We start from the raw sequence: 22,391 nt of genomic DNA, 5'->3' as shown, positions 1-22,391 counted from the left end.
GACGGCACGGCCTACGGGGTGCCGGTGCCGCGGCCGCGGTCGTCGAGGACCAGCGGGGCGCGACCCTGCACCGCGTACCGGACGTGGGTGACGTGCGGGCTGGCGAGTACCCGTTCGGGGGTCAGCTCGATCGCCTCGAAGTCGTCGAGAGCCAGGTCGTCGAAGAGTCGGAGCCCGGCACCGAGGACGACCGGCACCACGTGCAACTCCAGTTCGTCGAGCAGACCCGCCCGCAGCACCTGCCGGACCAGGCTGCCCCCGCCGGCCACCGCGACGTTCCGGTCACCGGCTGCGGCCCGGGCCTGGGCCACCGCACTGGCCAGCCCGTCGGTGACGTAGGTGAAGCTGGTGCCACCCTGGCGGTGCAACGTCGGGCGGGGCCGGTGGGTCACCACGAAGACCGGAGCGCGGAACGGTGGTTCGTCGCCCCACGGCACCTCGCCGCCGTCGGCCATCCGGCGACCCATCACGTACGCGCCGGCCGCGGCGAACGACTCGGCGATGATCTCGGAGTCGGCGTCGTGCCGGCCGCCGGCGAAACCCTGCCGTTCGCGCCACGCCATCGCCTCGGTGGCCCACCGGGTCACCCGGAAGAAGCCGTGGCTCTCCGCCGACCGCAGCCAGTCGCCCACGCCGTCGTGCTGCGGGCCGGCGTAGCAGCCGTCCAGCGACACCGACAGTTGGGCGGTCACCTTCGTCATGTGCTGTTCCTCCCGGGTGCGACGGCACCCACCGTGGGTGCCGATCCACCTGTGGATCGGAGCGGTACGGCACGCTTCTACCGACCCCGAAGGTGACCTGGTTCACATGGTGGACGGTCCGGGTCACTCGCGGTGGCGGCTCGGCGCAGCAGGTACCGCCGCTCGGGGTCGCTGCCGGCGTGCTGCGCCGCTGCCCGCCACTGCGCGGCCGCGGCGGGCCGGTCGTCGGCGAGTTCCAGCAGGTGGGCGCGGACGGCGTGCAGTCGGTGGTGCCCGGCCAACGGCCCCGACTCCACCTCGCAGAGCAGGGCCAGCCCGGCGACGGGCCCGTGCACCATGCCCACCGCCACCGCCCGGTTCAGCGTGACCACCGGGTTGGGTGCGAGGTGCTCCAGCACCTCGTACAGCGCGAGCACCTGGGGCCAGTCGGTGGCCTCGGCGCTCGGCGCCTCGGCGTGCACCGCCGCGATGGCGGCCTGGACCCGGTACGGCCCCGGTGGCGTGACGGCCAGACTCCGTTCGACAAGTGCGCAACCCTCGGCGATCGCCACCTGGTCCCACACCTGGCGGTCCTGCTCCGCCAGCGGCACCAGATCGCCGTTCCGGTCGACCCTGGCCGCCGCACGGGCCTCGGTGAGCAGCATCAACGCCAGCAGGCCGGTCGTCTCGGCGTCGTCGGGCAGTTGCTCGTGCAGCCGGCGCGTCAACCGCAGCGCCTGCCCGGTCAGGTCGGCGCGGCGCAGTTGAGGGCCGCTGCTTGCGCTGTATCCCTCGTTGAACATCAGGTACAGCACCTGGCGTACGACGGCCAGCCGGGCCTGGCGTTCCGCCGTCGGTGGCGGTGCGAACCGGGCACCCGCCTCCCGCAGGCGCAGTTTCGCCCGCGAGATCCGTTGCCCCATGGTCCGCTCCGACACCAGGAAGGCGGCGGCGACCTCGGCGGTGGTGAGCCCACCCACCGCACGCAGGGTCAGTGCCAGCTGCGCGGGCGCGGGCAGCACCGGATGACAGCAGAGCAGGAACAGCTCCAGCAGGTCGTCCCGGGGTGGCACGGCGTCGGGCGGTGGGGCGACAAGCGTGTCGCGGGGGGTGAGGTCCAGCGCCGTACGCTCGCGGCGGGTGCGGGCGACCTCGGTGCGCACCAGGTCGACGTAGCGGCGGGCGGCGACCGTGTGCAGCCAGCCCGACGGTTGCTCGGGGACGCCGTCGAGCGGCCACCTCTCCACGGCGTCGACGAGCGCCTCCTGCACGGCGTCCTCGGCCCGACCGAAGTCGCCGTACCGACGCACGAGGGTGGCCAGCACCTGCGGCGCGAGCCGGCGCAGCAGGTCGACGGTGGCCTCGTCGAGGCTCAGTGGTCCGGCCCGGTCATCAGCGGCCAGATCTCCAGGCCGCCGCTGGCGGTGCCGAACCGCAGACCCGGATAGGCCCGGGCGATCTCCAACGCCCGCTGCTCGTCACGGACGTCGACCACGAAGTACGACCCGACGTACTCCTTGGCTTCCAGGTACGGCCCGTCGGTGACCACCGGAGTGTCGGCGACGATCCGCACCGACCGGGGATGTGTCTCCAACCCCTGCACGTCGACCAGCTCGCCGGAGGCACGCAGTGCCCCGGTGAAGGCGTCCACCTCACCGATCAATGTGGCCAGGTCGCCGTCCGGCAGGCTGCCCCAGATCTCCTCGTTGCCGTAGATCAACATCAGATACTTCACGTGTCGCCTCCATAAGAGTCGATATGTCCGGAAACGGACAGGACGGCGCGGCCTGCCCCGACGCATTGTTGTAGCAGGTAGCGAGGCTGCGGATGGCGGGCCACATCCGATCCTCCGGCCGGGTCGGGGCCGTGACGTCCCGCCGGCCGCCAGCACGGAAACGCCGGGGCGCGCCGCCGCGCCGCCCGGCTCCGGCCCGCCGTCGCCGACCAGCCGCACCGAGGGTGTTGCACCACTGGTCGCGACGACCAAGCCAGGAAGGAGCTGCCATGGCCGCTCCCACCGCCAACGCCTCGATGAACCCCACCACCTACTCACCGGGCGAGCAGATGCTGCTGACGGTCAACTACGGCGACGCGGACCACCAGCGGCTCACCGTGACGGTCACGGTGGCCGACGCGCAGGGCAACCGCAGCGCCCCAGTCTCGGTGACCGCCGTGATCGACCCGCTCACCGTCACCGTCGCCGACGACTCGGGGCGTACCTGGTCCCGGGTCTCCGACGACGGCGCGGTGGCCGTCTTCCGGGCGGTGGCGTGATGCCACGGGTGACCGTCACCGTGCGCGACTCCGCCAGTCGGACCGCCACCGCCAGCGTCGCCTACACCGTGCTGTCGCCGGTGCTGGGCGGCTACTACCTCTCCGGTGGTGCGGATCCGACGGCCGACATCACCCGCGGCAACTTCCGGTCGCTGACCCAGTACCGCAGCTTCGCCGACGCCTACATCTTTCCCGGCTACGAGCGACCCTGGCTGATCACTCTGGGGCGGGCCGGGGTGCAGATCAACATGGTGCTCGAACTGAAGCACTACGGCGCGCCCGACACCGGGTCGCAGACCTTCACCGTGGACGGGGTGCGGTACACCGTGCCCGCTCCGGCGATGACCATCCAGCAGCGGCCCGGCGCGGTCTGGCCGAAGGCGTACGGCTACGGCCAGGTCATCGCCGGGCAGTGCGACGGGTTGTTCGCCCGGGCGCTGTCGCAGTACCGGACGATGGGCTTCGGGGTGAACATCCAGCTCGCCTCCGAGCTGGACACCGATCACGAGTTCGGCACCACGGAGGCCGGCAAGGCGTACACCTGGGCCGAGTCGGACGCCCGGGCGGTGCAGGCGGTGACGTACATCGTCAACTGGTTCCAGGCCAAGGGGCTGCCGCAGGGCAGCACCTTCTCGGTCGGGGTCGGCGGCTTCAACCGGGACTGCTTCCGGCGCACCCACCCGGAGGCGTTGATGACCCGGCTGGACTACCTCCAGTGGAACGTCTACGCCACACATGCCAGCCACACCGCGCTGGAACGGTTCCGGCGCACCAAGGACTGGGCGGTGGCCGATCTGGGTCCGGTCGCGTTGTCCCGTCCGGTGCTGATCGCCGAGTGGGGCGTACGGGTCATCGAGATTCCCGACCAGGCGGCCTGGATCGCCACCGTGCCGCCGGCCATCGCCCAGCTCAACGCCGAGCGTGGCCCGCTGATCGCCCGGACGAACTACTTCAACTCCGGCTGGGGCACCCTCAGCCCGAAGTCGACCGGGCTGGCCGCGCTGCGGGCCGCGTACGCCCGGCCACCGTACGGCTGAGTTCCGGTACGCCGGCCCGGTCCGGCGTGACTGCCGGACCGGGTCGGCGTACGCGGCGGGCCGACCCCCGTCAGGTCCGACCCGGATCGCACCGGCTCACCGCGACGGCGGCTGGCCGAGCAGGTCCGTGACGGCCGCCAGCAGTTGCGCGCTGAGCTGCCGGCTGGAGCTGTAGGCGTGGCGGGCGCTGCGGCACGGCTCGTGCCGGATCCAGAACTCGGCAGTCTCGCCGGTGGCGTCGGCCACGGTCAGCGTGTCGAAGACACTGGGCTCCTGGTAGTCCGGCCAGTCGCCGCAGTCGCTGCCCTTCGCCGACCTGTCGAACGCCTGGTTGAGTACGGCCCGTACCTCGTCCGCCCCGGCGCGCCGCCGCTGCTGCCCGACCAGCTCGCCGGTGTCGCCGCGCACCTCGTACCGGCAGGCGGTGACCTCGATCAGTCGGGTCGGCAGGATCGGGTACGTGGCGCTGTTGTTCAGCCTGATCCGATCCGGCGGGTAGTCCTCGGAGTTCTTCCGCATCCGCTCGATGGGAAAGGTGTCCACGCAGGCCGGGGTGGTGACGGTGGCCGGGTCGGTGGTCGTGGCCAGTTGCGCCCGGTACCTGTCGAGGAACGCCCTGAGCACCCCGAAGTCCGCTCCCCGGCCGTGGGTGGCGGTGACCGCGACTCCGCAGTTGGCGTCCGTCCAGACCGTGACCGGGTCCCGGTCCGGGTAGCGCAGCACCAGGACGGTCTCCTCGTAGCGCGCCATCAGGGCACACGCGAAGTCGCCGTCCGGTCGAGGTCGACCTCGACCGTCCTGCTGGGTCGGTGGCTGGGCGTTGAGCAGCCGGACGATCTCGTCGACGCCGGTGGTGAGGGTCCGGGGGCCGATCCGGTCCGCCGGGCGGAGTCCGCCACCGACCGGAACCTGGCAGCTGGTGATCTCCACCGCGCCGGTCGGCACCAGCGGCTCGTCGTCGCCGTAGCGTACGGACGCCAGGTCCGGACGCCCGACGAGGTCGGTCGGGCAGTTGGCGTCACCGCGCGGGCCGGGGGTGACGAGTGGGATGACGTCGTCGCGTCCGGGACCGGCCACAAGCGCCGGCAGGCCCACGCCCAGGCCGACGGTCAGCGCGACCGCCGCCGCCGCGCCGCCGGCCATCCGGCGGCGGTGCCGGCGTACCCGGACGCCGACCTCGGCGACCCGCTCCGGCGGTGCGGCAAGCGGCGGTACGGCCCCGGCGAGCAGCCCTCGGATGTCCTCGTCGTCACGGGTCACGGCACGACCTCCCGGTTGGTGAACAGGCTCAGGTCCGGATCGGTACGCAGGCTGCGCAGGGCACGCGACGACTGCACCTTCACCGTGTTCGGCGAGCAGCCCAGCACCTGGGCGGTCCGCTCCACGGAGAGGTCCTCGACGTAGCGCAGCACCACGATCGCCCGCTGCTGGCGGCTGAGCCGGGCCAGCGCCCGGCGGACCGCGTCCCGGTCGGCCGACTCGCGGGCCAGGTCACCGGGTCCGGTGTCCTCCGGCGGCCTGGCGGCCGGCAACTCGGCCCGCCACCGTCGTCGCCACCAGGAGACGTAGGTGGTGAACAGTGCCCGCCGCAGGTACGCCTCAGGATGCTCGGCCGCGACCACGGTCGACCAGCGTCGCCACGCCCCGGCCAGCACGGTCTGGAGCAGATCCTCGGCGCGGCCGGCGTCGCCGGTGAGCAGCCAGGCGGAGCGCAGCAGCGCGGCGGACCGGGCCGCCACGAAATCGGCGAAGCCCTCCGGTGGCGCCGGATACCTGTCGGTCATGCGTACCTCCCGACAGGTAGACGCGCCGGTCGGGCCGGAAGGTTAACGCCGCCATCCATCCCTTGACAGCACCGCCGCTCAGGTTGCATGGTTAGTTACATGAGTAATGAACCAGCCAACCAGTGTGGCGACTGGGGATGGTGGACGTGATGGAGGACGGCCGGCCGATCTTCCTCCAGATCGCGGAGCTGCTGGAGAACTCGATCCTGGACGGGACGCTCGCCGAGGAGAGCCAGGTGCCTTCGACGAACGAGCTGGCCGCCTTCCACCGGATCAACCCCGCGACCGCCGCCAAGGGGGTCAACAAGCTGGTCGACGACGGAACTCTTTACAAGAAGCGAGGAATCGGCATGTTCGTCTCTCCCGGCGCCCGAGCGAAGCTCCGCGGCCGGCGCCGCGACGAGTTCGCCCGACAGTACGTCCGGCCGCTGCTGACCGAAGCGCGCAAGCTCGGCATCGAACCGGCCGAACTCAAGAGCATGATCGACACCTGGGAGGATGGCCGATGAGCGCGGTCGTCACCGTCACCGAGCTGACCAAGCGGTACCAGGGAGTCACCGCCCTGGACGGGGTCAGCTTCTCGCTCGCCGAGCATCGGATCCACGGCCTGCTGGGGCGCAACGGTGCCGGCAAGACCACCCTGATGCAGATCCTCACCGCGCAGAACTTCGCCAGCAGTGGAGAGGTCAGCGTCTTCGGGCAGCACCCGTACGAGAACGAACAGGTGCTCTCCCGGATCTCCTTCATCAAGGAGAGCCAGACCTACCCGTCGCACCTGCGGGTCGCGCACGTCCTGCGGGCGGCTCGCCTGGTGCATCCGGGCTGGGACGAGGCGCTCGCCCAGCGACTTGTCGACGTGTTCCAGTTGCCGCGCGGGCGCAACGTCCGCAAGCTCTCCCGGGGCATGCTCTCCGCGCTCGGCATCGTCGTCGGGCTCGCCTCGCGCGCTCCGCTGACCTTCTTCGACGAGCCCTACCTGGGCCTGGACGCCGTCTCCCGGCAGCTCTTCTACGACCACCTGCTGGCCGACTACACCGAGCATCCCCGCACCATCGTGCTGTCGACCCACCTCATCGACGAGGTCAGCGACCTGATCGAGCACGTCCTGCTGATCGACCGGGGTCGGCTCCTGCTCGACGTAGAGGCGGAGGCGCTGCGCGGCCAGGTGGTCACCGTCTCCGGTCCGGTCGCCGCGGTGGACGAGTTCACCCGTACCGGCACCGAACTGCACCGGGCCTCGCTCGGCGGCACGGCCCGGGCCACCGTACGCGGCGACTTCGGCCCGGCCGCGCACGACCGCGCCCGGTCGCTGGGCCTCGACCTCGAAGCGTCCTCGTTGCAGGACATCGTCGTACGCCTGACCACCTCGACAAACGGGCACGCGGCCGGTGGCGCCGCCGTGGCAGACAAGGAGGCCGTCCGATGAACCGCGCCCTGACCGTGGCCCGGCTCCAGTTCATCGGCTGGCGCAGCGTGGTCGGCTGGCCGTGGGGGATCCTCGCGCTCAGCTTCCTCATCAACCTGGCGCTGTTCAGCGCGATGAACGAGGCCGACGACTTCGAGCCGACCACCGGCGGGCTGATGAGCATCTACGTGGTGATGTTCGTGGCCAGCGTCAACGCGATCACCCAGGACTTCCCGTTCGCCATCGGGCTGGGCGTCTCCCGCCGCAGCTTCTACCTCGGCAACGTGCTCAACTACCTCGGGCAGGCGATCAGCTACGCGGCGGTGCTCTACCTGCTGGCCGTGATCGAGGAGGCCACCGACGGGTGGGGCGTCAACCTGACCTTCTTCGGCATTCCCTTCCTGCTGGTGGACAACCCGGTGCTGCGGTTCCTCGGCTTCGCGATCCCGTTCCTGCTGCTCGGCTTCATCGGCATCGCCATCGCGTTGGTCTTCAAGCGGTGGGGCGTCAACGGCCTGCTGATGCTGAGCACCGTCGCGTTGGCCGGGATCGGTGGGCTCGTCGTGCTCGCCACCTGGCGGGGCTGGTGGTCGGCGATCGGCGGCTGGTTCGCCGACCAGCCCGGGTGGACGCTGCTGGTCGGCTGGCCGGCGCTGCTCACCGTGCTGCTCGCCGGCCTCAGCTACCTGACCATCCGACGCGCGACCCCCTGACCGTCGACCGGCCGGCGTCCGAGGCGGGGCGGACGCCGGCCGTCGACGCACCATGGCACGAGGCAAAGCGACACACCTGCCGCTTACCTATGCTCGACCCATGGAACTGCGGATCTTCACCGAACCTCAGCAGGGCGCCAGCTACGACGACCTGCTCGCCGTGGCCCGACGCGCCGAGGAGACCGGCTTCGGCGCCTTCTTCCGGTCGGACCACTACCTCAAGATGGGGTCGGTCAGCGGCGAGCCCGGCCCCACCGACGCCTGGACGACGCTGGCCGGGCTGGCCCGGGACACCCGGTCCATCCGGCTCGGCACGCTGATGAGCGCCGCGACGTTCCGGCTGCCCGGCCCGCTCGCCATCACCGTCGCGCAGGTCGACCAGATGAGCGGCGGGCGGGTCGAGCTGGGCATCGGCACCGGCTGGTACGACGCCGAGCACCAGGCGTACGGGATCCCGTTCCCGCCGCTGGGGGAGCGGTTCGACCGGCTGGACGAGCAGCTCGCGGTGATCACCGGTCTGTGGCGTACCCCGTCGGGCGAGACGTTCGACTTCACCGGCCGCCACTACCAGGTGGTCGACTCGCCCGCGTTGCCCAAGCCGGTGCAGCGCCCACACCCGCCGATCCTGCTCGGTGGCAAGGGCGCGAAGCGTACGCCGCAGCTCGCCGCCCGCTACGCCGACGAGTTCAACCTGCCGTTCGTCTCGATCGACGAGACGGTGGCGCAGTTCGCGCGGGTCCGCGCCGCCTGCGCCGACATCGGCCGCGACCCGGCCCAGCTGACCTGGTCCAACGCGTTGGTGCTCTGCTGTGGCAAGGACGACGCCGAGGTGGCGCGACGGGCCGCCGCGATCGGCCGGGAACCGGACGAACTGCGCGCCAACGGCCTCGCCGGCACGCCCGCCGAGGTCATCGACACCATCGGCCGGTACGCGGAGGTCGGCAGCCAGCGCCTCTACCTCCAGGTCCTCGACCTGACCGACCTGGACCACCTGGACCTGGTCGCGGCCGAGGTGATGCGCCAGCTCTGACGCCGGCCAGCACGGGGCGGCTCCGATTGCGGCAAGCCGGGGTATCAGCCGCCCCGGCAACACCGGCATGCCGCAATCGGAGCCGATCTCAGACCCGGTGCTCCTCGCGCAGCACCGTGTCGAGCTGGCCGTCCCGGTCGCGGTCGAGGTAGGTGACGTCCGGCAGCCCGTCCCCGTCGAGGTCGAACTGCACCTGGTCGGCCACGCCGTCGCCGTCGAAGTCGGTGACCACCTGGACCGAACCGTCCATGTGCCGGGTCACGATCGACCGGGCGCCGGCGTCGACCCGGGGCGGCGGTCCGGGGGCGGGCGGCGGCTCCGGCACCGGCTCCGGGGTGGGGATGGGCTGCGGGTCCGGCTGGCTCGCCCACGGTCCGGCGTCGGACCAGGTGACCGCGGCGCCGTCGAGGGTGCCGGCGGGACCGGTGGCGGGCTCCACGCCGTTGCCGGCCGGATCGATCTCCTCCTCGGAGGGGTACACGTCGCCACGAGGGGCGGGATCACGGTAGCTGCTCATCGGCGTAGGGTTCCCCGACGGAGCCGGCGGTAACCGCCGGCGGGCAGAGGGGGTCGTAAGTGTCGACGCACCGCAACTGGGCCGGCAACGTCGAGTACGCGGCCCGCGCGTTCCATCAGCCGTCGTCCGTTGACGAGCTGCGGGAACTGGTCGCCGGCAGCGACCGACTCCGGGCGGTGGGCAGCGGACACTCCTTCAACCGGCTCGGCGACACCACCGGAGACCTGGTCACGCTGGCCGGACTGCCGGCCACCCCGCACCTGGACGAACAGCGGCGGGTGGTGCACGTGCCGGCCGCGCTGCGCTACGGCGACCTGGCCACCTGGCTGCACGAGCGGGGGTACGCGCTGGCCAACCTCGCCTCGCTGCCACACATCTCGGTGGCCGGCGCGGTCGCCACCGGCACCCACGGCTCCGGCGAGACCGTCGGCAACCTGGCCACCGCCGTCGCCGGCCTGGAACTGGTCACCGCCGCCGGTGACCTGCTCGCCGTGGACCGCACCGACCCCGACTTCACCGGCATGGTGGTCTCCCTCGGCGCGCTGGGCATCGTCACCCGGCTCACCCTGGACGTGGTGCCCACCTTCGAGATACGCCAGTACGTCCGCCTCGACCTGCCCCGCGAGGCGCTGGACGAGGCGCTCGCCTCGGCGTACAGCGTCAGTGTCTTCACCGACTGGCGCTCCACCCGCGGCACCCAGGTCTGGTGCAAGCAGCTCGCGGACCAGCCGGAACCTCCGGCGGACTGGCTCGGCACCACGGCGGCCGACCGGCCCTGGCATCCGGTGCCCGGCATGCCGGTGGTCAACTGCACCGAGCAGCTCGGCGTGCCCGGCCCCTGGCACGAGCGGCTGCCGCACTTCCGGCTCGGCTTCACCCCGAGCAACGGCGACGAGTTGCAGTCCGAGTACCACCTGCCCCGCGCGGTGGCCGCCGACGCGCTCGCCGCGCTGGACCAGGTGGCGCACCTGATCGCCCCGGTCGCGCAGACCAGCGAGCTGCGCACCATCGCCGCCGACGAGCTGTGGCTCAGCCCGCAGTACGGCCGCGACAGTCTCGCGGTGCACTTCACCTGGATCGCCGACGCGGCGGCGGTGCTGCCGGTCCTCGCCGAGGTCGAGCGGGCACTGGCCCCGTTCGCGCCCCGGCCGCACTGGGGCAAGGTCTTCACCATGCCGACCCCGACGATCGCCGAGACCTATCCCCGCTGGGCCGACTTCGCCGCGCTGGTGGCCCGCCTCGACCCCGAGGGCAGGTTCCGCACCGAGGAACTCGACCAGCTGTTTCCCCGCTGACAACGACCGTCGGACCGACGCGGCGCGGCCCGGTGGACGTGCCCGGACCTCGAAATAGGATGGGTCCATGAGCGCTGAGGCAGTCGGCATGCACATGCCCGCCGTCGTGACGCTCGACGACGTGGCGGCGATGAACGCCGCCGACGCGAACGGTCACCGTTACGAGACCAGCCCCGAGGGTGTCCTGTCGGTCATGCCGCCGCCCGACTCGGAGCACGCCACGATCGCGAGCCGACTGTTCGCCTGGCTGATCATGGCGGGCTGGCCCGCGGAACAGGTGCTCCAGGCGGTCGGTGTAGGCATCCCCGGCCCGGACGGCAACGGCGGCCGGATTCCGGACCTCAGCGTCTGGCGCAAACCTCCCCGGCGCGGCGAGTGGTCGGCGGTGGCTGACGTCGCGCTCGTGATCGAGATCGTGTCGCCCGGCTCCGAGGCGATGGACTCGGTGACGAAGGTGCGCGAGTACGCCGGGGCCGGCATCCCCCGGTACTGGGTGGTGGACCGGGACGGCGCGCAGACTGTCACCTTGCACGAACTCGGCGGCGACGGGCGGTATATCGAGCAGGCCCGCATGCCGCTGGCCTGGTTGTTGCAGACCGCCCCGGCCGACCACCTCGACTGAGTCAGCGCAGTCGGCGGTCAGCGGCCGGTGGTTAGCTGGTCGCGCATGCTGCTGCGCTGCACGGCGCGGCTGATGTCGCTGGGGGAGACGATGCCGACCAGTCGGCCGTCGGTGACCACCAGCGCCCGGCCGTCGGCACACTCGCTGAGCCGGGGCAGCAGGTCGGTGAGCGGCTCGTCGGGGGAGGCGAGCACCAGGTCGTCGGCGCGGCACGCCACCGCCGCCAGGGTGGTGCTGCCCCGCTCGCCGGACGGCACGCCGCGTACCCGGTCGAGGGTGACCAGCCCGACCGGCCGGCCGTCCTCGATCAGCGGCAGCGCCGTGTGCCGGTACGCGAAGAGGTAGTTGTCCACGAAGTCGGCCACCGTCAGCTCGCCCGACGCGGTCTGCGGCTGCGGGGTCATCACGTCGGCGACCCGGATGCCGCGCAGCGCGTCGCCCACCCGGGCCTGTCGCTCCTCCATGGTGGCCGCGCCGATCAGGAACCAGCCGATCAACGCCAGCCACAATCCGCCGACACCGGTGCCGGTGAGGAAGCGCCACAGCCCGAACCCGATGAGTGCCAGACCGAGAATCCAACCGGCCCGGGCCGCCACCACGGTGGCGCGGGTCCGGTCGCCGGTGGCCTTCCACACCGCCGCCCGCAGCAGCCGCCCACCGTCCAACGGTGCCGCCGGCAGGATGTTGAACACGGCCAGCAGCAGGTTGATGCCGCCGAGCCAGGCCATCACGCCCAGCAGCAACCCCTGCACCCCGGCCAGCGCGAGCAGCGTCGCGATGGCACCGAAGAAGACGCCGATGATCAGACTGACCAGCGGTCCGATCCCGGAGATGCGCAGCTCGGCGCCGGGGGAGCGGGCCTCGCCGCGCAACTCGGCGACCCCGCCGAAGAGCCACAGGGTGATCCCCTGCACGCCCAGGCCGTTGCGCTTGGCCACCACCGCGTGGGACACCTCGTGGGCGAGCAGGCCGAGGAAGAAGACCACCGCGGCGGTCAGTCCGGCCAGCAGGTACGCGACCACGGACCGATCCGGGTACGACTCGGGGAACAGGTTGGCCGACAGCCCCCACCAGATCAGCGCGAAAATGACCAGGACACTCCAGTTGACCCCGACGGGTACGCCCGCGATCCGGCCGAGCCGGAAACTCGCCCTCATGTCTCGGTCATACCCCGGCAGCCCGTGCCCATGCCAGGGCCGGACGTCACCGATCCGCTGCGTCGTCCATTTTTCCGTGCCGTGAGGGGGTGGCTGCCTCCGGCGGGCGGCTGGGTCGATCAGTCTGCGGTGCCGGGCGGCACGACCCAGGTGGTGGGCTGGCCGGTGATGGCGGTGATCATGTCGTAGTCACCGTCATAGTGCAGCACGGTGACTCCGTGCCGCTCGGCGGTCGCGCCGATCAGTAGGTCCGCCATGGAAAGTGCCCGATGATTACCCTTGTGCAGCGCCTGGAGCTGCACCTCGACGGCCCGGTCCCAGACCTCGTCGGGGGTGGGGAGCCAGTGGAAGCCGCCAAGTAACCAGCGAGCACGCTGCGCGTCCTTGACCGTCCGGGCGCTCTGGATCACCTCGATCTCGACCGAGCCACACACCGCCAGCAGGCCACGTTCGGAAAGTTCGTCGAGCACTGGCGCGACTACCGGCTTGGGCCAGCGGGCCAGAGCGGACTTGTCGAGCAGATACAGTTCCCGACTCACGCCGCGTCCGGTCTGGTACCGGCCTGTCCGGTGAGATCCGGCAGGCCGCCGCTCTTGAGCCAGTCGGCGAACTCACGTCGCTTCTCCCGGTCGACCGCGGCCTTCAGCGCTGCGTTGACGGTCGCCTTCTTCGTGGTCGTGCCAAAGATCTTGGAAGCCTGCGCGAGGAGTTCGTCATCGACGTCGAGGATCGTTCTGGACATGTCGCCCCCAAGGTTGTTTCGCCGCCAGGATGATATCAAGTTCGGGTGATTCTGATACCTAGCCGGGGAAGCTCAGCGCGTGGCAGCGGGCGACCCCGCCATGGGAGTCGCCATGTCGACAGCAGCCGAGTCCGGTGCCGAAAGGTACGTCGGCGATAGTTCGAGGGTGGCGATCTCGACCGACGACAGTGATGACCCGTACCTCTGGTTGGAGGACCTGGACGGCCCGGAGGCCGCGACCTGGGTCCGGGCCCGCAACGCCGAGACCGTCGCGGCGTTGACTGGCGGCCCGGCGTTCGCCGTCCGGCAGGCCGAGATCCGGCAGGTGCTCGACGCGGACGACCGCATCCCGTACCCGGCCTGGCGCGGCGACGGCTACTACTACGACCTCTGGCGCGACGCCGCCCATCCACGCGGGCTGTGGCGACGTGCGACGCTCGATGAGTACCGCCGGGCCGAGCCGGACTGGGACGTCCTGCTCGACTTGGACACGCTTGCCGAGCGGGAGGGCGAGAACTGGGTCTGGGGTGGTGCGCGGACGCTGCCACCGCGGCACCGGCGCTGCCTGGTCAGTCTGTCGCGGGGCGGCGCGGACGCGGTGGTGGTGCGCGAGTACGACCTGGTCGACCGGGCGTTCGTGGACGGTGGGTTCACCATCGACGAGGCCAAGACCGACGTGTGCTGGATCGACGCGGACCAGATCTTCGTCGGCACCGACCTCGGGCCGGGCTCGTTGACCGACTCCGGCTATCCCCGCACCATCCGGCGGTGGCGGCGCGGCACCCCACTGGCCGAGGCCGAACTGGTCTACCAGGCGGCCACCGAGGACGTCGGCGCGCACGGCTGGCATGACCCGACGCCCGGCTTCGAGCGGGACTTCGTGGGTCGCAGCCTCGACTTCTACCGGGCGGAGAGCTACCTGCTGACCGGGTCGGGAGAGCGGGTCCGGATCCCGGTGCCCGAGGACGCCGGCTGGGACGTACACCGGGAATGGCTGCTGGTCTGGCCGCGCACGCCGTGGACACTGGGTCAGTCGACCCACCCGCCGGGTGCCCTGCTGGCGATCCGCTTCGACGCGTTCCTTGCCGGCAGCCGGCAGCTGACGGTGTTGTTCCGACCCGACGAGCACACCTCACTCGGCGGCTTCGCCTGGACCCGTGACCACCTGATCCTGACCACGCTCACCGACGTACACAGTCGGCTGGAGATCCTCACCCCCGGCGAGGACGGCTGGCGGCGCGAACCGCTGCCGGGAGTGCCGCCGGACGAGGAAGGCTGCCTTGTCGAGACCGACCCCGAGTCGGGCAACGCCTATCTGGTCGCCTCGGAGGGCTTCCTCCAACCGGCCACCCTGCGCCTCGGGCAGGTCGGTGGCAGCGTCGAGACGCTGAAGCGGGCGCCGGCGTTCTTCGACACCGACGGCTTGGCGGTACGCCAGTTCTTCGCCACCTCCGCCGACGCCACCCGGGTGCCCTACTTCGTGGTCGGCGATCCGGAGGCGGCGGCCAGGCCGACGCTGCTCTACGGGTACGGCGGCTTCGAGGTGTCGATGACTCCCGGCTACGGCGGGATCACCGGCCGGGGCTGGCTGGCGCGCGGCGGCAGCTACGTGGTGGCGAACATCCGGGGCGGCGGGGAGTACGGCCCCCGCTGGCACCGGGCCGCGCTGCGGGAGAACCGGCCCCGAGCGTACGAGGACTTCGCGGCGATCGCCACCGACCTGGTGGCCCGGGGAATCACCACGCCGGACCAGTTGGGCATCGAGGGCGGCAGCAACGGTGGCCTGCTGATGGGCGTGATGCTGACCCGCTACCCGACCGTCTTCGGTGCCGTCGTCGCGCACGTTCCGCTGCTGGACATGCGCCGCTACCACCGGCTGCTGGCCGGGGCATCATGGATCGCCGAGTACGGCGACCCGGACGTTCCGGAAGACTGGGCCTACCTGCGGGAGTACTCGCCGTACCACAACGTGCGAAGCGAGGTGCGGTACCCACCGGTCCTGTTCATCACCTCCACCCGCGACGACCGGGTGCATCCCGGACACGCCCGAAAGATGACCGCCCGGCTGCGCGAGCACGGTCACGACGTGGCCTACTACGAGAACGTCGAGGGCGGGCACGGCGCGGCGGCCAACAACGAGCAGCGCGCGTTCATCGAGGCCTTGTCACTGGAGTTCCTCTGGCGACGGTTGGTCCCGTCAACCGGCGGGTTGCCGCGCCAACCGCTGCGACCGCACGACCGGACGTCGGTTGCCGGTCACTGACTCTGGCGCGGCGGTGCTCGTGGACCTCGCCGGAGCGCCGAGCAGGTCGGCTCAGGCGGTGGAGGGTGGGGCGGGCAGTTCGTCGACGACCACCACCGGCGTGCCCGGACGCACCTTCTCCAGTAGCAGGCGCTGGCCGCTGGCGGTCAACCGGATGCAGCCGTTCGTGGTCTGCTGGCCCAGCTCCCCGTCGTGGTACCAGGTGTGGATGCCGATGTGCGCGCCGCGCAGCCCGGCCGGCACCGAATCCAGGTCGTCGGGGATCGAGCCGAGAGCGTAGATGTCCACGCCGCCGTAGACCGACTCCGGTGGTGGGGTGCGGCCCAGCACGAAGGTCCGGCCGAGCGGGGTTTCCTGGCCGCGTTGGCCGAGGCTGACCGGCCAGGATCGTCGAGCGGTGCCGTCGCGGTACCAGGTCAGCCGGAACGGGGTCCGTTCCACCACGATCTGGTCGCGCAGCGCGACGGTACGGAAGCCGCCGGGTGGTAGCCAGGCCAGTTTGCGGTTGGCCGAGGGCAGCAGCACCGCTGTCCAGCCGGACTCGCGGCGGGCGATCGGCACGGTGAGTTCCACCTCGCTGATCGTCGGCATCAGGAACGCCAGCGGCCGTCCACCGGGCGCGTCGTACACGGCGATCCTGCGGGTCGGGTGCAGGCCCCGGGTCAGCGGTGTGGCATCGAGGGCGTCCGGGTCGTCGGGAAAACCGGCCGGGGCCGGGTCGTAGTCGATCTCCGGCAGCCCGTCCGGAGCCGGTGCGGCGGGCGGCACCCGCTCGGCGTCGGCGGACGGCGGCACCTCCGCGGTCGGCAGCACCGCCCCGGCGGTGGGCCCGGCGACCGGCGCCGCCCCGGGCGTCGGCGTCAGCGCCCACCCGGTGTACGCGGCCCCACCCATCAGCACCGCCACGCCCACCCCGACAGCGACCCCCCGCCGCCCCCGCGACCCCAAAACCCCCAAAACTCCCACCCTCTCACCCTACCCTCCGAAACCCCCGAACAACCCCAAAACCCCAACCCCGCCACCACCCCCACCCGCCGCTGCGGGCGTGTTGATCAAGAAGTTTGCGTCTGGGTCCGCGGGCGGGGCGACCGAAACTTCTTGATCAACGCGGCGGGTCGCGGCGGTCGCGGCGGGTCGCGGCGGGGAGGGCGGCGGCGGGGAGGGCGGCGGCGGGGAAGGGGTGGGGAAGGGGTGCTGGTTAGGGGAGGCGGGCGTTGAGGTGGAGGGCTATGGCGTCGTGGGCGGGGATGTTGGCGGCGAACCAGCCGTTGGCGTCGACGGTGATCACCGGGCCGGAGCAGGTGCCGTTGGTGAAGGTGCCGTGGATGATGTCGCAGTAGCGGCCGGCGGGCAGTCCGGTGTAGTAGGAGCGGCCGTTGATCGCGGAGCCCTCGTCGTTGATGGTGAGGTAGCCCCGGCCGGTGCGGCTGAAGGCGATGTGGTTGTTGCCGTTGTCGTACCAGTTGCTGACCCCGGCGCCCTCGGTGGCGTTGCGGAAGCCGACCATGTTCGCGATCACCGGCCAGCGGTGCTCGCACTCCCAGCCGGAGTAGCAGACCGTGTTGAGCGTCTTGTTGTTGCCGTCCGAGGGCGGGCCGGCGTCGCGGCTGCTGAAGGTGTAGCTCGACATCACCGTCGGGGAGCCGTACGGCCAGGCCAGCATGAACGCGTTCGCGAGGGCGTAGATCCCCCGGTCGCGGTAGGTGAGCACACCGCCGTCGTCGCGTTGGGTGTCGTGGTTGTCCACGAAGACCGAGGAGACGCCGGTGGGCAGGTGTCCCCAGCCCTCGCCGAAGTTGCGCAGGTACGCCAGCCGCTCGGAGCGGAACACCCGGGCCAGGTCCTTGCCGTAGCGGAACTCGTGCACGTCACCGTTGCCGGTGTACTCGTTCGGCGTGATCGGCTCGCCCGCGCCGTAGATGACCTCCTGCACGATGTACGCCGACCGGCTGAGCCGGCTGCGGATGTTGGCGATGTCGGCCGCCGGCATGTGCTTGCTGGCGTCCAGCCGGAAGCCGTCCACCCCGAGCGACAGCAGGTCGTTGAGGTACGCGGCCAGCCGGGAGCGGACGTAGTCGGACTCCGTCTTCAGGTCGGAGAGGTTGACCAGCTCGCAGTTCTGCACCTCGTAGCGGTCGTTGTAGTTGACGATGTCGTTGTTGCCGTTGCGCCCGCAGTAGTGGAAGTCCTGCGACTGGTAGATGCCGGGGTAGACGTGGTGCTGGTAGGACGAGCCGGCCCACCCGGTGCCGCCGCCCGTCTGGCCGGACATGTGGTTGATGACCGCGTCGACGATCACCTTCACGCCGGCCGCGTGGCAGGCGTCGACCATGGACTTGAACTGTGCGCGGGTGCCCTTGCGGGATTCGATCCGGTAGCTGACCGGCTGGTAGGCCACCCACCACTGGTTGCCGCGTACGTGCTCCTGCGGTGGTGAGACCTGGACGTAGCCGTAGCCCTTCGGGCCGAGGGTGCTGCCGCACTCGCTGGCGACGGAGGGCCAGTTCCACTCGAAGAGGTTGGCGATGACCTTCTTGCCGCCGCTCGGGGCGGCGACGGCCGGGGGTGCGGTCACCATGCCGGGGGCGAGGAGACCGGCGATCAGGGCGAGGGCGACGATCGCCGGGCGGAGTCGACGTCGATGCATCGGGTGCTCCAGGGGTGCCGGGGGACGGGGAGGTGGTGCGGGTTGCCCGGACCTTGCAAACCGGGACTGAAAATTTCAGAAAGGTTACAAGCCGATTTCAACGCCTGTCAATGCACTGGTGTGGACGGTCGGCGCGGGGCCGTTATACGCGCCGGGCGGCGGGGCGGTTCGACAACTCGGCGAGATTTTTTCTTACGACACTGATCCGACCGGAGCCGCGCTGCGTACTGGAATGGGGAACAGGGTCGGCCGGCGGTGCGCCGCCGCGAGACGATCGAGGAGCAGATGGTCCGGGCTACGCAGAACGAGAAGGCAGCTGCCGTACGTACCAGCAGCAGCAGTCGAGGGATCCGCGTCCGGTCCCGCGGCCAGATCATGGCGCTCTCCGCGTCCGGGCTCGCCGCGCTGTGGGCGTTGACGATGCTCACCGGCGCGGGCCAGAAGATGTACGCGATGGGCTTCTTCTTCACCGAGTTCTTCGCCGGCGTGATCGCGCTTGTCGCGCTGAGCCTCACGGTGATGATGGGGCTGCTCGCCACCGACCGGCTGGTGCTGCTCATCCGGCACCGGGTGCTGTTGCAGTCCGCGCACCGGGCGACCGGCATCCTCGGCGTGGCCGGGCTGGCCTTCCACGTCATCACGAAGATCGCCAGCGGCCGGGCGGGGATGACCGACGCCGCGGTGCCGTTCGTCGGTGGCCGGGGCCTCTATGTCGGACTGGGCACCATCGCCGCGCTGCTCATGGTGGGTGTGCTCTGGACCGGCATCATCCGGGCCCGGTTCGCCGATGTCGGCCCGAAGTGGGTGTGGCGTGCCCTGCACTCGATGGCGTACGTGTCCTGGCCGTTCGCCATCTTCCACGGCCTGCTCGCCGGCCGTCCGCCGGCCACCTGGGTGGGCCTGAGCTACTTCGCCTGCGTACTGCTGGTGGTGATCGCCCTGATGGTCCGCCTTTCGGTCACCCTGCAACGGCGCAGCCGCGAGCAGCAGCAGGCCGCGGTGCTGAACGAGGTCATGAGCGGGGCCAAGTCCACCGAGGAGACCCGGGGCAAGTCCCTGCTGGGCACCCTGACCGGCCGGCGCGAGGAAGCCGACGACGGCCGGGAGAAGCGGGTCCGTCGCGACACCAGCTGGGCCGACAGCACCTCCGGCACCTGGGCCAGCCCCACCATCCGGCGCAACGACCCGGAACGGTTCACCGTGCCGGTGGTCCCCGAGCCGGGCACGTTGCGGGAGCCGGTCCGGTCCGGCCGGGACCGTCGCGACGAGGAGTTCGAGCCGGTCGTCCGGCGCGCCTCGCGCCGCGAGGAGGAGGAACTGGAGCGGGTCGTGCGCCGCGAGACCGAGGTGCTGGAACCGGTGGCACGTCGGCGCCGCGATGCCGAGCCGACCGGCCGGCGTTCCGCCCGCCGTGACGAGGATCTGGAGACCACCGGGCGGCGAGCGGCGCGGGTGGAGGAGGACCTGGAGCCGGTGGTCCGCCGGTCCCGGCGCGACGAGGAACCGACCGGCCGCCGGTCGCGGCGCGAGGTGGAGCGCGAGCCGGTGGGCCGTCGTGCGGCCCGCCGCGACGAGGACCTGGTGGACTACGAGTACGAGGAGCCGGTGCGCCGCCGCCGCGACCCCGACGACGAGGAGGAGTACGGCCGTTCCCGCCGGTCCCGGCCCGACAGCCGGTACTCGGCCCCGCCGCAGCGCATGGTCGATGAGCCGGAGGAGCCGTGGGACAGCCCTCGGCGGTGGGAGTCGAGCAACCCGATCTCGGCCGGCCCGATCTCCGGTGCACCCATCTCCGGCTCGCCGATCTCCGCCGAGCCGCGCAGCGGCGGAGGACGGCACAGCGCCGAGGACGACCTGCCGGAGGCGGAGACCGACTACTGGCGTCCGCCGGCCCGGTACGCCCCGGACGACGTGGCCGACGACGACACCCCGACCCTGGTCGACCTCGCCTCCCGGCGGGCCCGCCGAGCCTCCTCGGCGGAGAGTCGGCGCCGCCGGCGGGCGGATCCGGACTCGGTGGACGGCGCCTACTGGGCCGGGCTGCGGGGCGAGGCCAAGTGACGACGCGGACCACCGTTCCCCCGGTGGCCGCCGTCGGTGAGCCCCGGCTCACCGCGGGGTTCGCCGAGTTCGGCCGGCTCGACCTGCGCGCCCACGAGATGGTGCACGGCCCGATCAGCCCGATGGAGCCGTCCAACCTGCTGCGGCTGGCCGAGGGCATCCAGCTCAAGGGCAAGGGCGGGGCCGGCTTCCCGTTCGCGCGCAAGCTGCGGGCGGTGCTGGAGTCCTGTGAACGCCAGGATCTGCCGCCCGTGGTGGTGGTCAACGCCACCGAGGGCGAGCCGGCCAGCTGGAAGGACAAGGTCCTGCTCACCCGGGCGCCGCACCTGATCCTCGACGGTGCCGCGCTCGCCGCGTTCGCGCTGGACGCCGAGGAGATCGTGCTCTGTGTGGCCGACGACATGGTCGGCCGGGAGTCCCTGATGGAGGCTCTGGACGAGCGCCGGATGCCGGTGCCGACGAGCGTCGTGACGGTGCCGCACCGGTTCATCAGCGGTGAGGGCGGCGCGCTGGTGAACGGGATCAACGGGCTGCCGCACATCCCGCCCGGCACCAAGAAGCGGGCCAGCGACTCCGGTGTCGGCGGGCTGCCGACCCTGCTGTCGAACGCCGAGACGTACGCCCAGGTGGCGGTCGCCGCCCGACTCGGCCCGTACGAGTACGCGGCGCTCGGCACCGACGACGAACCCGGCACGGTGCTGCTCAGCGTCACCGGCGCGGCGAACCGGCACGCGGTGGTGGAGTGCGCGGCCGGCACCCCGTTGGCCGAGATCCTCGAACTGTGCGAGGTGCCGGACGGCCCCGGCATCCTCATGGGCGGCTACCACGGCAAGTGGATCACCAGGGAGGCGGCCGAGCGGGCCGAGGTCTCCCGCAAGGGCCTCGCCGCGGTCGGTGGCACGCTCGGCGCCGGCATCATCGTCCCGCTCGCCGACGACACCTGCCCACTGGGCGAGGCGGCGCAGGTGGTGCGTTACCTCGCCGGGGAGTCCGCCGGGCAGTGCGGCCCGTGCAAGCGGGGGCTGCCCGACCTGGCCCGCGCCGTCGACCTGGCGGTTTCCGGCAGCGCGCCGGTGGAGGTCGTCCGGGCCGCCGCCGGCGACGTCAAGGGCCGTGGCGCGTGCAGCCACCCCGACGGTACGTCCCGGTTCGCGCTCTCGGCGATGGAGGTCTTCGCCGACGACCTGAAGAAGCACACCACCGGCGAGGGCTGCGGTCGGCGGGTCAAGGGCATGATGGGCCTGCCCGGCGCCCCCGATCCCGACCCGCAGAAGCTGGTCCTGGACTGGTCCCGGTGTGACGGGCACGGTCTCTGCGCCCACGTGGTGCCGGACTTCATCCGGCTCGACCAGAACGGGTATCCCGCGTTCCCGCCCACCCCCGTACCGACCTGGTTGCGGGAGGGTGCGGTGAAGGCGGTGAAGGTCTGCCCGGCGCTGGCACTGCGGCTGACCCAGGCCTGAGCCCGCCGACCGTGGCGGCTCCGCTGCCCGGCTGACGGGTGAGCGAATCGAGGGAGACGCGGATGGGGTCGCTTTCACCGACGGGGCGGTCAACCGGGGCGGCCACCGCCGTCCTGCTCGCCGCCGTGCTGGCCACCGCCGGATGCGGTGCCGGTCCGGACGCCGAGGCGGCCCCGCCGGCCGGTGGCCCGCCGTCCACCGCCGTCGACACCGCGTCCCCGTCGGCCGGGCCGACCGTCTCGGTGCCGGACACCCTGCGGTTCACCGGCACCACCCTGGATGGCGCGGCCTTCGACGCCGCCACCCTGGCCGGCCGACCGGTGGTGCTCTGGTTCTGGGCACCCTGGTGTGCCACCTGCGCCAGCCAGGCGTGGACGATCGCCGAGATCGAGCCCGGTTTCCGGGAGACCGTGCCGATCATCGGTGTCGCGGGGCTCGGCGAACGCAAGGCGATGACCGACTTCGTCACCGAGTTCGAACTGGGCCCGATGCCGCAGATCGAGGACCGTGCGGGAGCGATCTGGCGCCGCTTCGAGGTGGTCGAGCAGAGCACCTTCGTCATCATCGACCGCGACGGCCGGATCATCCACCAGGGCTGGCTCGACGGCGAAGACCTCACCCGCCGAGTAACCGCCCTAGCCACCCCCTGACCCGCCCCACCCCACCCACCGCCCTGTTGATCATGACGTTAGCGGCGCTGT

The 22,391-nt window shown here is 71.7% G+C and carries 23 protein-coding genes; 12 read left to right on the top strand and 11 right to left on the bottom strand.

Going from position 1 to position 22,391, the window contains the following annotated elements; all coding sequences use genetic code 11:
* Positions 1–11: 11 nt before the first annotated feature.
* The 3 genes from O7597_RS03380 to O7597_RS03370 form a co-directional block, all read right to left on the bottom strand.
* Positions 12–701 (bottom strand): dihydrofolate reductase family protein, encoded by a 690-nt coding sequence (locus tag O7597_RS03380; RefSeq protein WP_269737693.1) that lies wholly within the window; start codon positions 699–701, stop codon positions 12–14.
* Between the two features lie 77 nt (positions 702–778).
* Positions 779–2,056, bottom strand: coding sequence for a DUF6596 domain-containing protein (locus tag O7597_RS03375; protein WP_164449562.1), 1,278 nt, complete (start codon positions 2,054–2,056; stop codon positions 779–781).
* Positions 2,053–2,415 (bottom strand): YciI family protein, encoded by a 363-nt coding sequence (locus O7597_RS03370; protein ID WP_281581989.1) that lies wholly within the window; start codon positions 2,413–2,415, stop codon positions 2,053–2,055. The genes O7597_RS03375 and O7597_RS03370 overlap by 4 nt, the downstream gene beginning before the upstream one ends.
* A gap of 269 nt (positions 2,416–2,684) precedes the next feature.
* Between O7597_RS03370 and O7597_RS03365 the strand changes: the two genes are divergently transcribed.
* Together O7597_RS03365 and O7597_RS03360 are read left to right on the top strand one after the other, a co-directional pair.
* A complete protein-coding gene (locus tag O7597_RS03365; RefSeq protein ID WP_164449524.1) occupies positions 2,685–2,954 on the top strand; it encodes a hypothetical protein in 270 nt (89 codons plus the stop codon).
* Positions 2,954–3,991, top strand: a complete 1,038-nt coding sequence (locus tag O7597_RS03360; RefSeq protein WP_281581988.1) for a hypothetical protein — start codon at positions 2,954–2,956, stop codon at positions 3,989–3,991. Before O7597_RS03365 ends, O7597_RS03360 begins: the two co-directional genes overlap by 1 nt.
* Before the next feature lie 96 nt (positions 3,992–4,087).
* On the opposite strand, the gene O7597_RS03355 is transcribed toward O7597_RS03360, so the two are convergent.
* Positions 4,088–5,251 (bottom strand): hypothetical protein, encoded by a 1,164-nt coding sequence (locus O7597_RS03355; RefSeq protein ID WP_281581987.1) that lies wholly within the window; start codon positions 5,249–5,251, stop codon positions 4,088–4,090.
* On the bottom strand, positions 5,248–5,775 hold the full coding sequence (locus O7597_RS03350; RefSeq protein ID WP_269737688.1) for a SigE family RNA polymerase sigma factor: 528 nt from the start codon (positions 5,773–5,775) through the stop codon (positions 5,248–5,250). Before O7597_RS03350 ends, O7597_RS03355 begins: the two co-directional genes overlap by 4 nt.
* Before the next feature lie 149 nt (positions 5,776–5,924).
* Here O7597_RS03350 and O7597_RS03345 point away from each other — a divergent pair, with 149 nt between their 5' ends.
* From O7597_RS03345 to O7597_RS03330, 4 genes are all read left to right on the top strand, one after another.
* On the top strand, positions 5,925–6,284 hold the full coding sequence (locus tag O7597_RS03345; RefSeq protein WP_269737687.1) for a GntR family transcriptional regulator: 360 nt from the start codon (positions 5,925–5,927) through the stop codon (positions 6,282–6,284).
* A complete protein-coding gene (locus O7597_RS03340) occupies positions 6,281–7,201 on the top strand; it encodes an ABC transporter ATP-binding protein (protein ID WP_281581986.1) in 921 nt (306 codons plus the stop codon). Before O7597_RS03345 ends, O7597_RS03340 begins: the two co-directional genes overlap by 4 nt.
* A complete protein-coding gene (locus tag O7597_RS03335) occupies positions 7,198–7,893 on the top strand; it encodes an ABC transporter permease (RefSeq protein ID WP_281581985.1) in 696 nt (231 codons plus the stop codon). The genes O7597_RS03340 and O7597_RS03335 overlap by 4 nt, the downstream gene beginning before the upstream one ends.
* Before the next feature lie 100 nt (positions 7,894–7,993).
* Positions 7,994–8,923, top strand: coding sequence for an LLM class F420-dependent oxidoreductase (locus O7597_RS03330; RefSeq protein WP_281581984.1), 930 nt, complete (start codon positions 7,994–7,996; stop codon positions 8,921–8,923).
* 88 nt (positions 8,924–9,011) lie between these two features.
* Here the strand turns inward: O7597_RS03330 and O7597_RS03325 are convergent, their stop codons facing one another.
* Positions 9,012–9,440, bottom strand: coding sequence for a hypothetical protein (locus O7597_RS03325; RefSeq protein WP_269737683.1), 429 nt, complete (start codon positions 9,438–9,440; stop codon positions 9,012–9,014).
* A gap of 59 nt (positions 9,441–9,499) precedes the next feature.
* Between O7597_RS03325 and O7597_RS03320 the strand changes: the two genes are divergently transcribed.
* Positions 9,500–10,735, top strand: a complete 1,236-nt coding sequence (locus tag O7597_RS03320; protein WP_281581983.1) for a D-arabinono-1,4-lactone oxidase — start codon at positions 9,500–9,502, stop codon at positions 10,733–10,735.
* A gap of 67 nt (positions 10,736–10,802) precedes the next feature.
* Positions 10,803–11,357 (top strand): Uma2 family endonuclease, encoded by a 555-nt coding sequence (locus O7597_RS03315; RefSeq protein ID WP_281581982.1) that lies wholly within the window; start codon positions 10,803–10,805, stop codon positions 11,355–11,357.
* 17 nt (positions 11,358–11,374) lie between these two features.
* On the opposite strand, the gene O7597_RS03310 is transcribed toward O7597_RS03315, so the two are convergent.
* The 3 genes from O7597_RS03310 to O7597_RS03300 form a co-directional block, all read right to left on the bottom strand.
* On the bottom strand, positions 11,375–12,514 hold the full coding sequence (locus tag O7597_RS03310; protein ID WP_281581981.1) for a site-2 protease family protein: 1,140 nt from the start codon (positions 12,512–12,514) through the stop codon (positions 11,375–11,377).
* 119 nt (positions 12,515–12,633) lie between these two features.
* Positions 12,634–13,053: a PIN domain nuclease gene (locus O7597_RS03305; protein ID WP_269737679.1), complete on the bottom strand. Its 420-nt coding sequence runs from the start codon at positions 13,051–13,053 to the stop codon at positions 12,634–12,636.
* Positions 13,050–13,256: a type II toxin-antitoxin system VapB family antitoxin gene (locus tag O7597_RS03300; protein WP_269737678.1), complete on the bottom strand. Its 207-nt coding sequence runs from the start codon at positions 13,254–13,256 to the stop codon at positions 13,050–13,052. The genes O7597_RS03305 and O7597_RS03300 overlap by 4 nt, the downstream gene beginning before the upstream one ends.
* A gap of 166 nt (positions 13,257–13,422) precedes the next feature.
* Between O7597_RS03300 and O7597_RS03295 the strand changes: the two genes are divergently transcribed.
* The gene (locus O7597_RS03295; RefSeq protein WP_281581980.1) at positions 13,423–15,519 is read left to right on the top strand and encodes a prolyl oligopeptidase family serine peptidase; all 2,097 of its coding nucleotides are present in this window, start codon (positions 13,423–13,425) and stop codon (positions 15,517–15,519) included.
* A 51-nt stretch (positions 15,520–15,570) separates the two neighbouring features.
* Here O7597_RS03295 and O7597_RS03290 read toward each other — a convergent pair whose 3' ends face one another.
* Positions 15,571–16,425, bottom strand: coding sequence for a L,D-transpeptidase family protein (locus O7597_RS03290; protein ID WP_281581979.1), 855 nt, complete (start codon positions 16,423–16,425; stop codon positions 15,571–15,573).
* Between the two features lie 292 nt (positions 16,426–16,717).
* Positions 16,718–18,166, bottom strand: coding sequence for an alpha-amylase family protein (locus tag O7597_RS03285; RefSeq protein ID WP_281581978.1), 1,449 nt, complete (start codon positions 18,164–18,166; stop codon positions 16,718–16,720).
* 255 nt (positions 18,167–18,421) lie between these two features.
* Between O7597_RS03285 and O7597_RS03280 the strand changes: the two genes are divergently transcribed.
* The 3 genes from O7597_RS03280 to O7597_RS03270 all read left to right on the top strand — a co-directional run bounded on the left by O7597_RS03280 (position 18,422) and on the right by O7597_RS03270 (position 22,340).
* Positions 18,422–20,227 carry a ferric reductase-like transmembrane domain-containing protein gene (locus tag O7597_RS03280; RefSeq protein ID WP_281581977.1) on the top strand — a complete coding sequence of 602 codons (1,806 nt, stop codon included), beginning with the start codon at positions 18,422–18,424 and terminating at the stop codon, positions 20,225–20,227.
* Positions 20,224–21,690, top strand: a complete 1,467-nt coding sequence (locus O7597_RS03275; protein WP_281581976.1) for an NADH-quinone oxidoreductase subunit NuoF family protein — start codon at positions 20,224–20,226, stop codon at positions 21,688–21,690. The genes O7597_RS03280 and O7597_RS03275 overlap by 4 nt, the downstream gene beginning before the upstream one ends.
* Positions 21,691–21,752: 62 nt before the next feature.
* Positions 21,753–22,340, top strand: a complete 588-nt coding sequence (locus O7597_RS03270) for a redoxin family protein (RefSeq protein ID WP_281581975.1) — start codon at positions 21,753–21,755, stop codon at positions 22,338–22,340.
* Positions 22,341–22,391: the final 51 nt, after the last annotated feature.

The sequence above is a fragment of the Verrucosispora sp. WMMC514 genome, from assembly GCF_027497295.1.
Lineage (GTDB): Bacteria > Actinomycetota > Actinomycetes > Mycobacteriales > Micromonosporaceae > Micromonospora > Micromonospora palythoicola.
The sequence above is the reverse complement of the archived record's forward strand: the minus strand, read 5'-3'. Positions and strand labels throughout refer to the sequence as shown.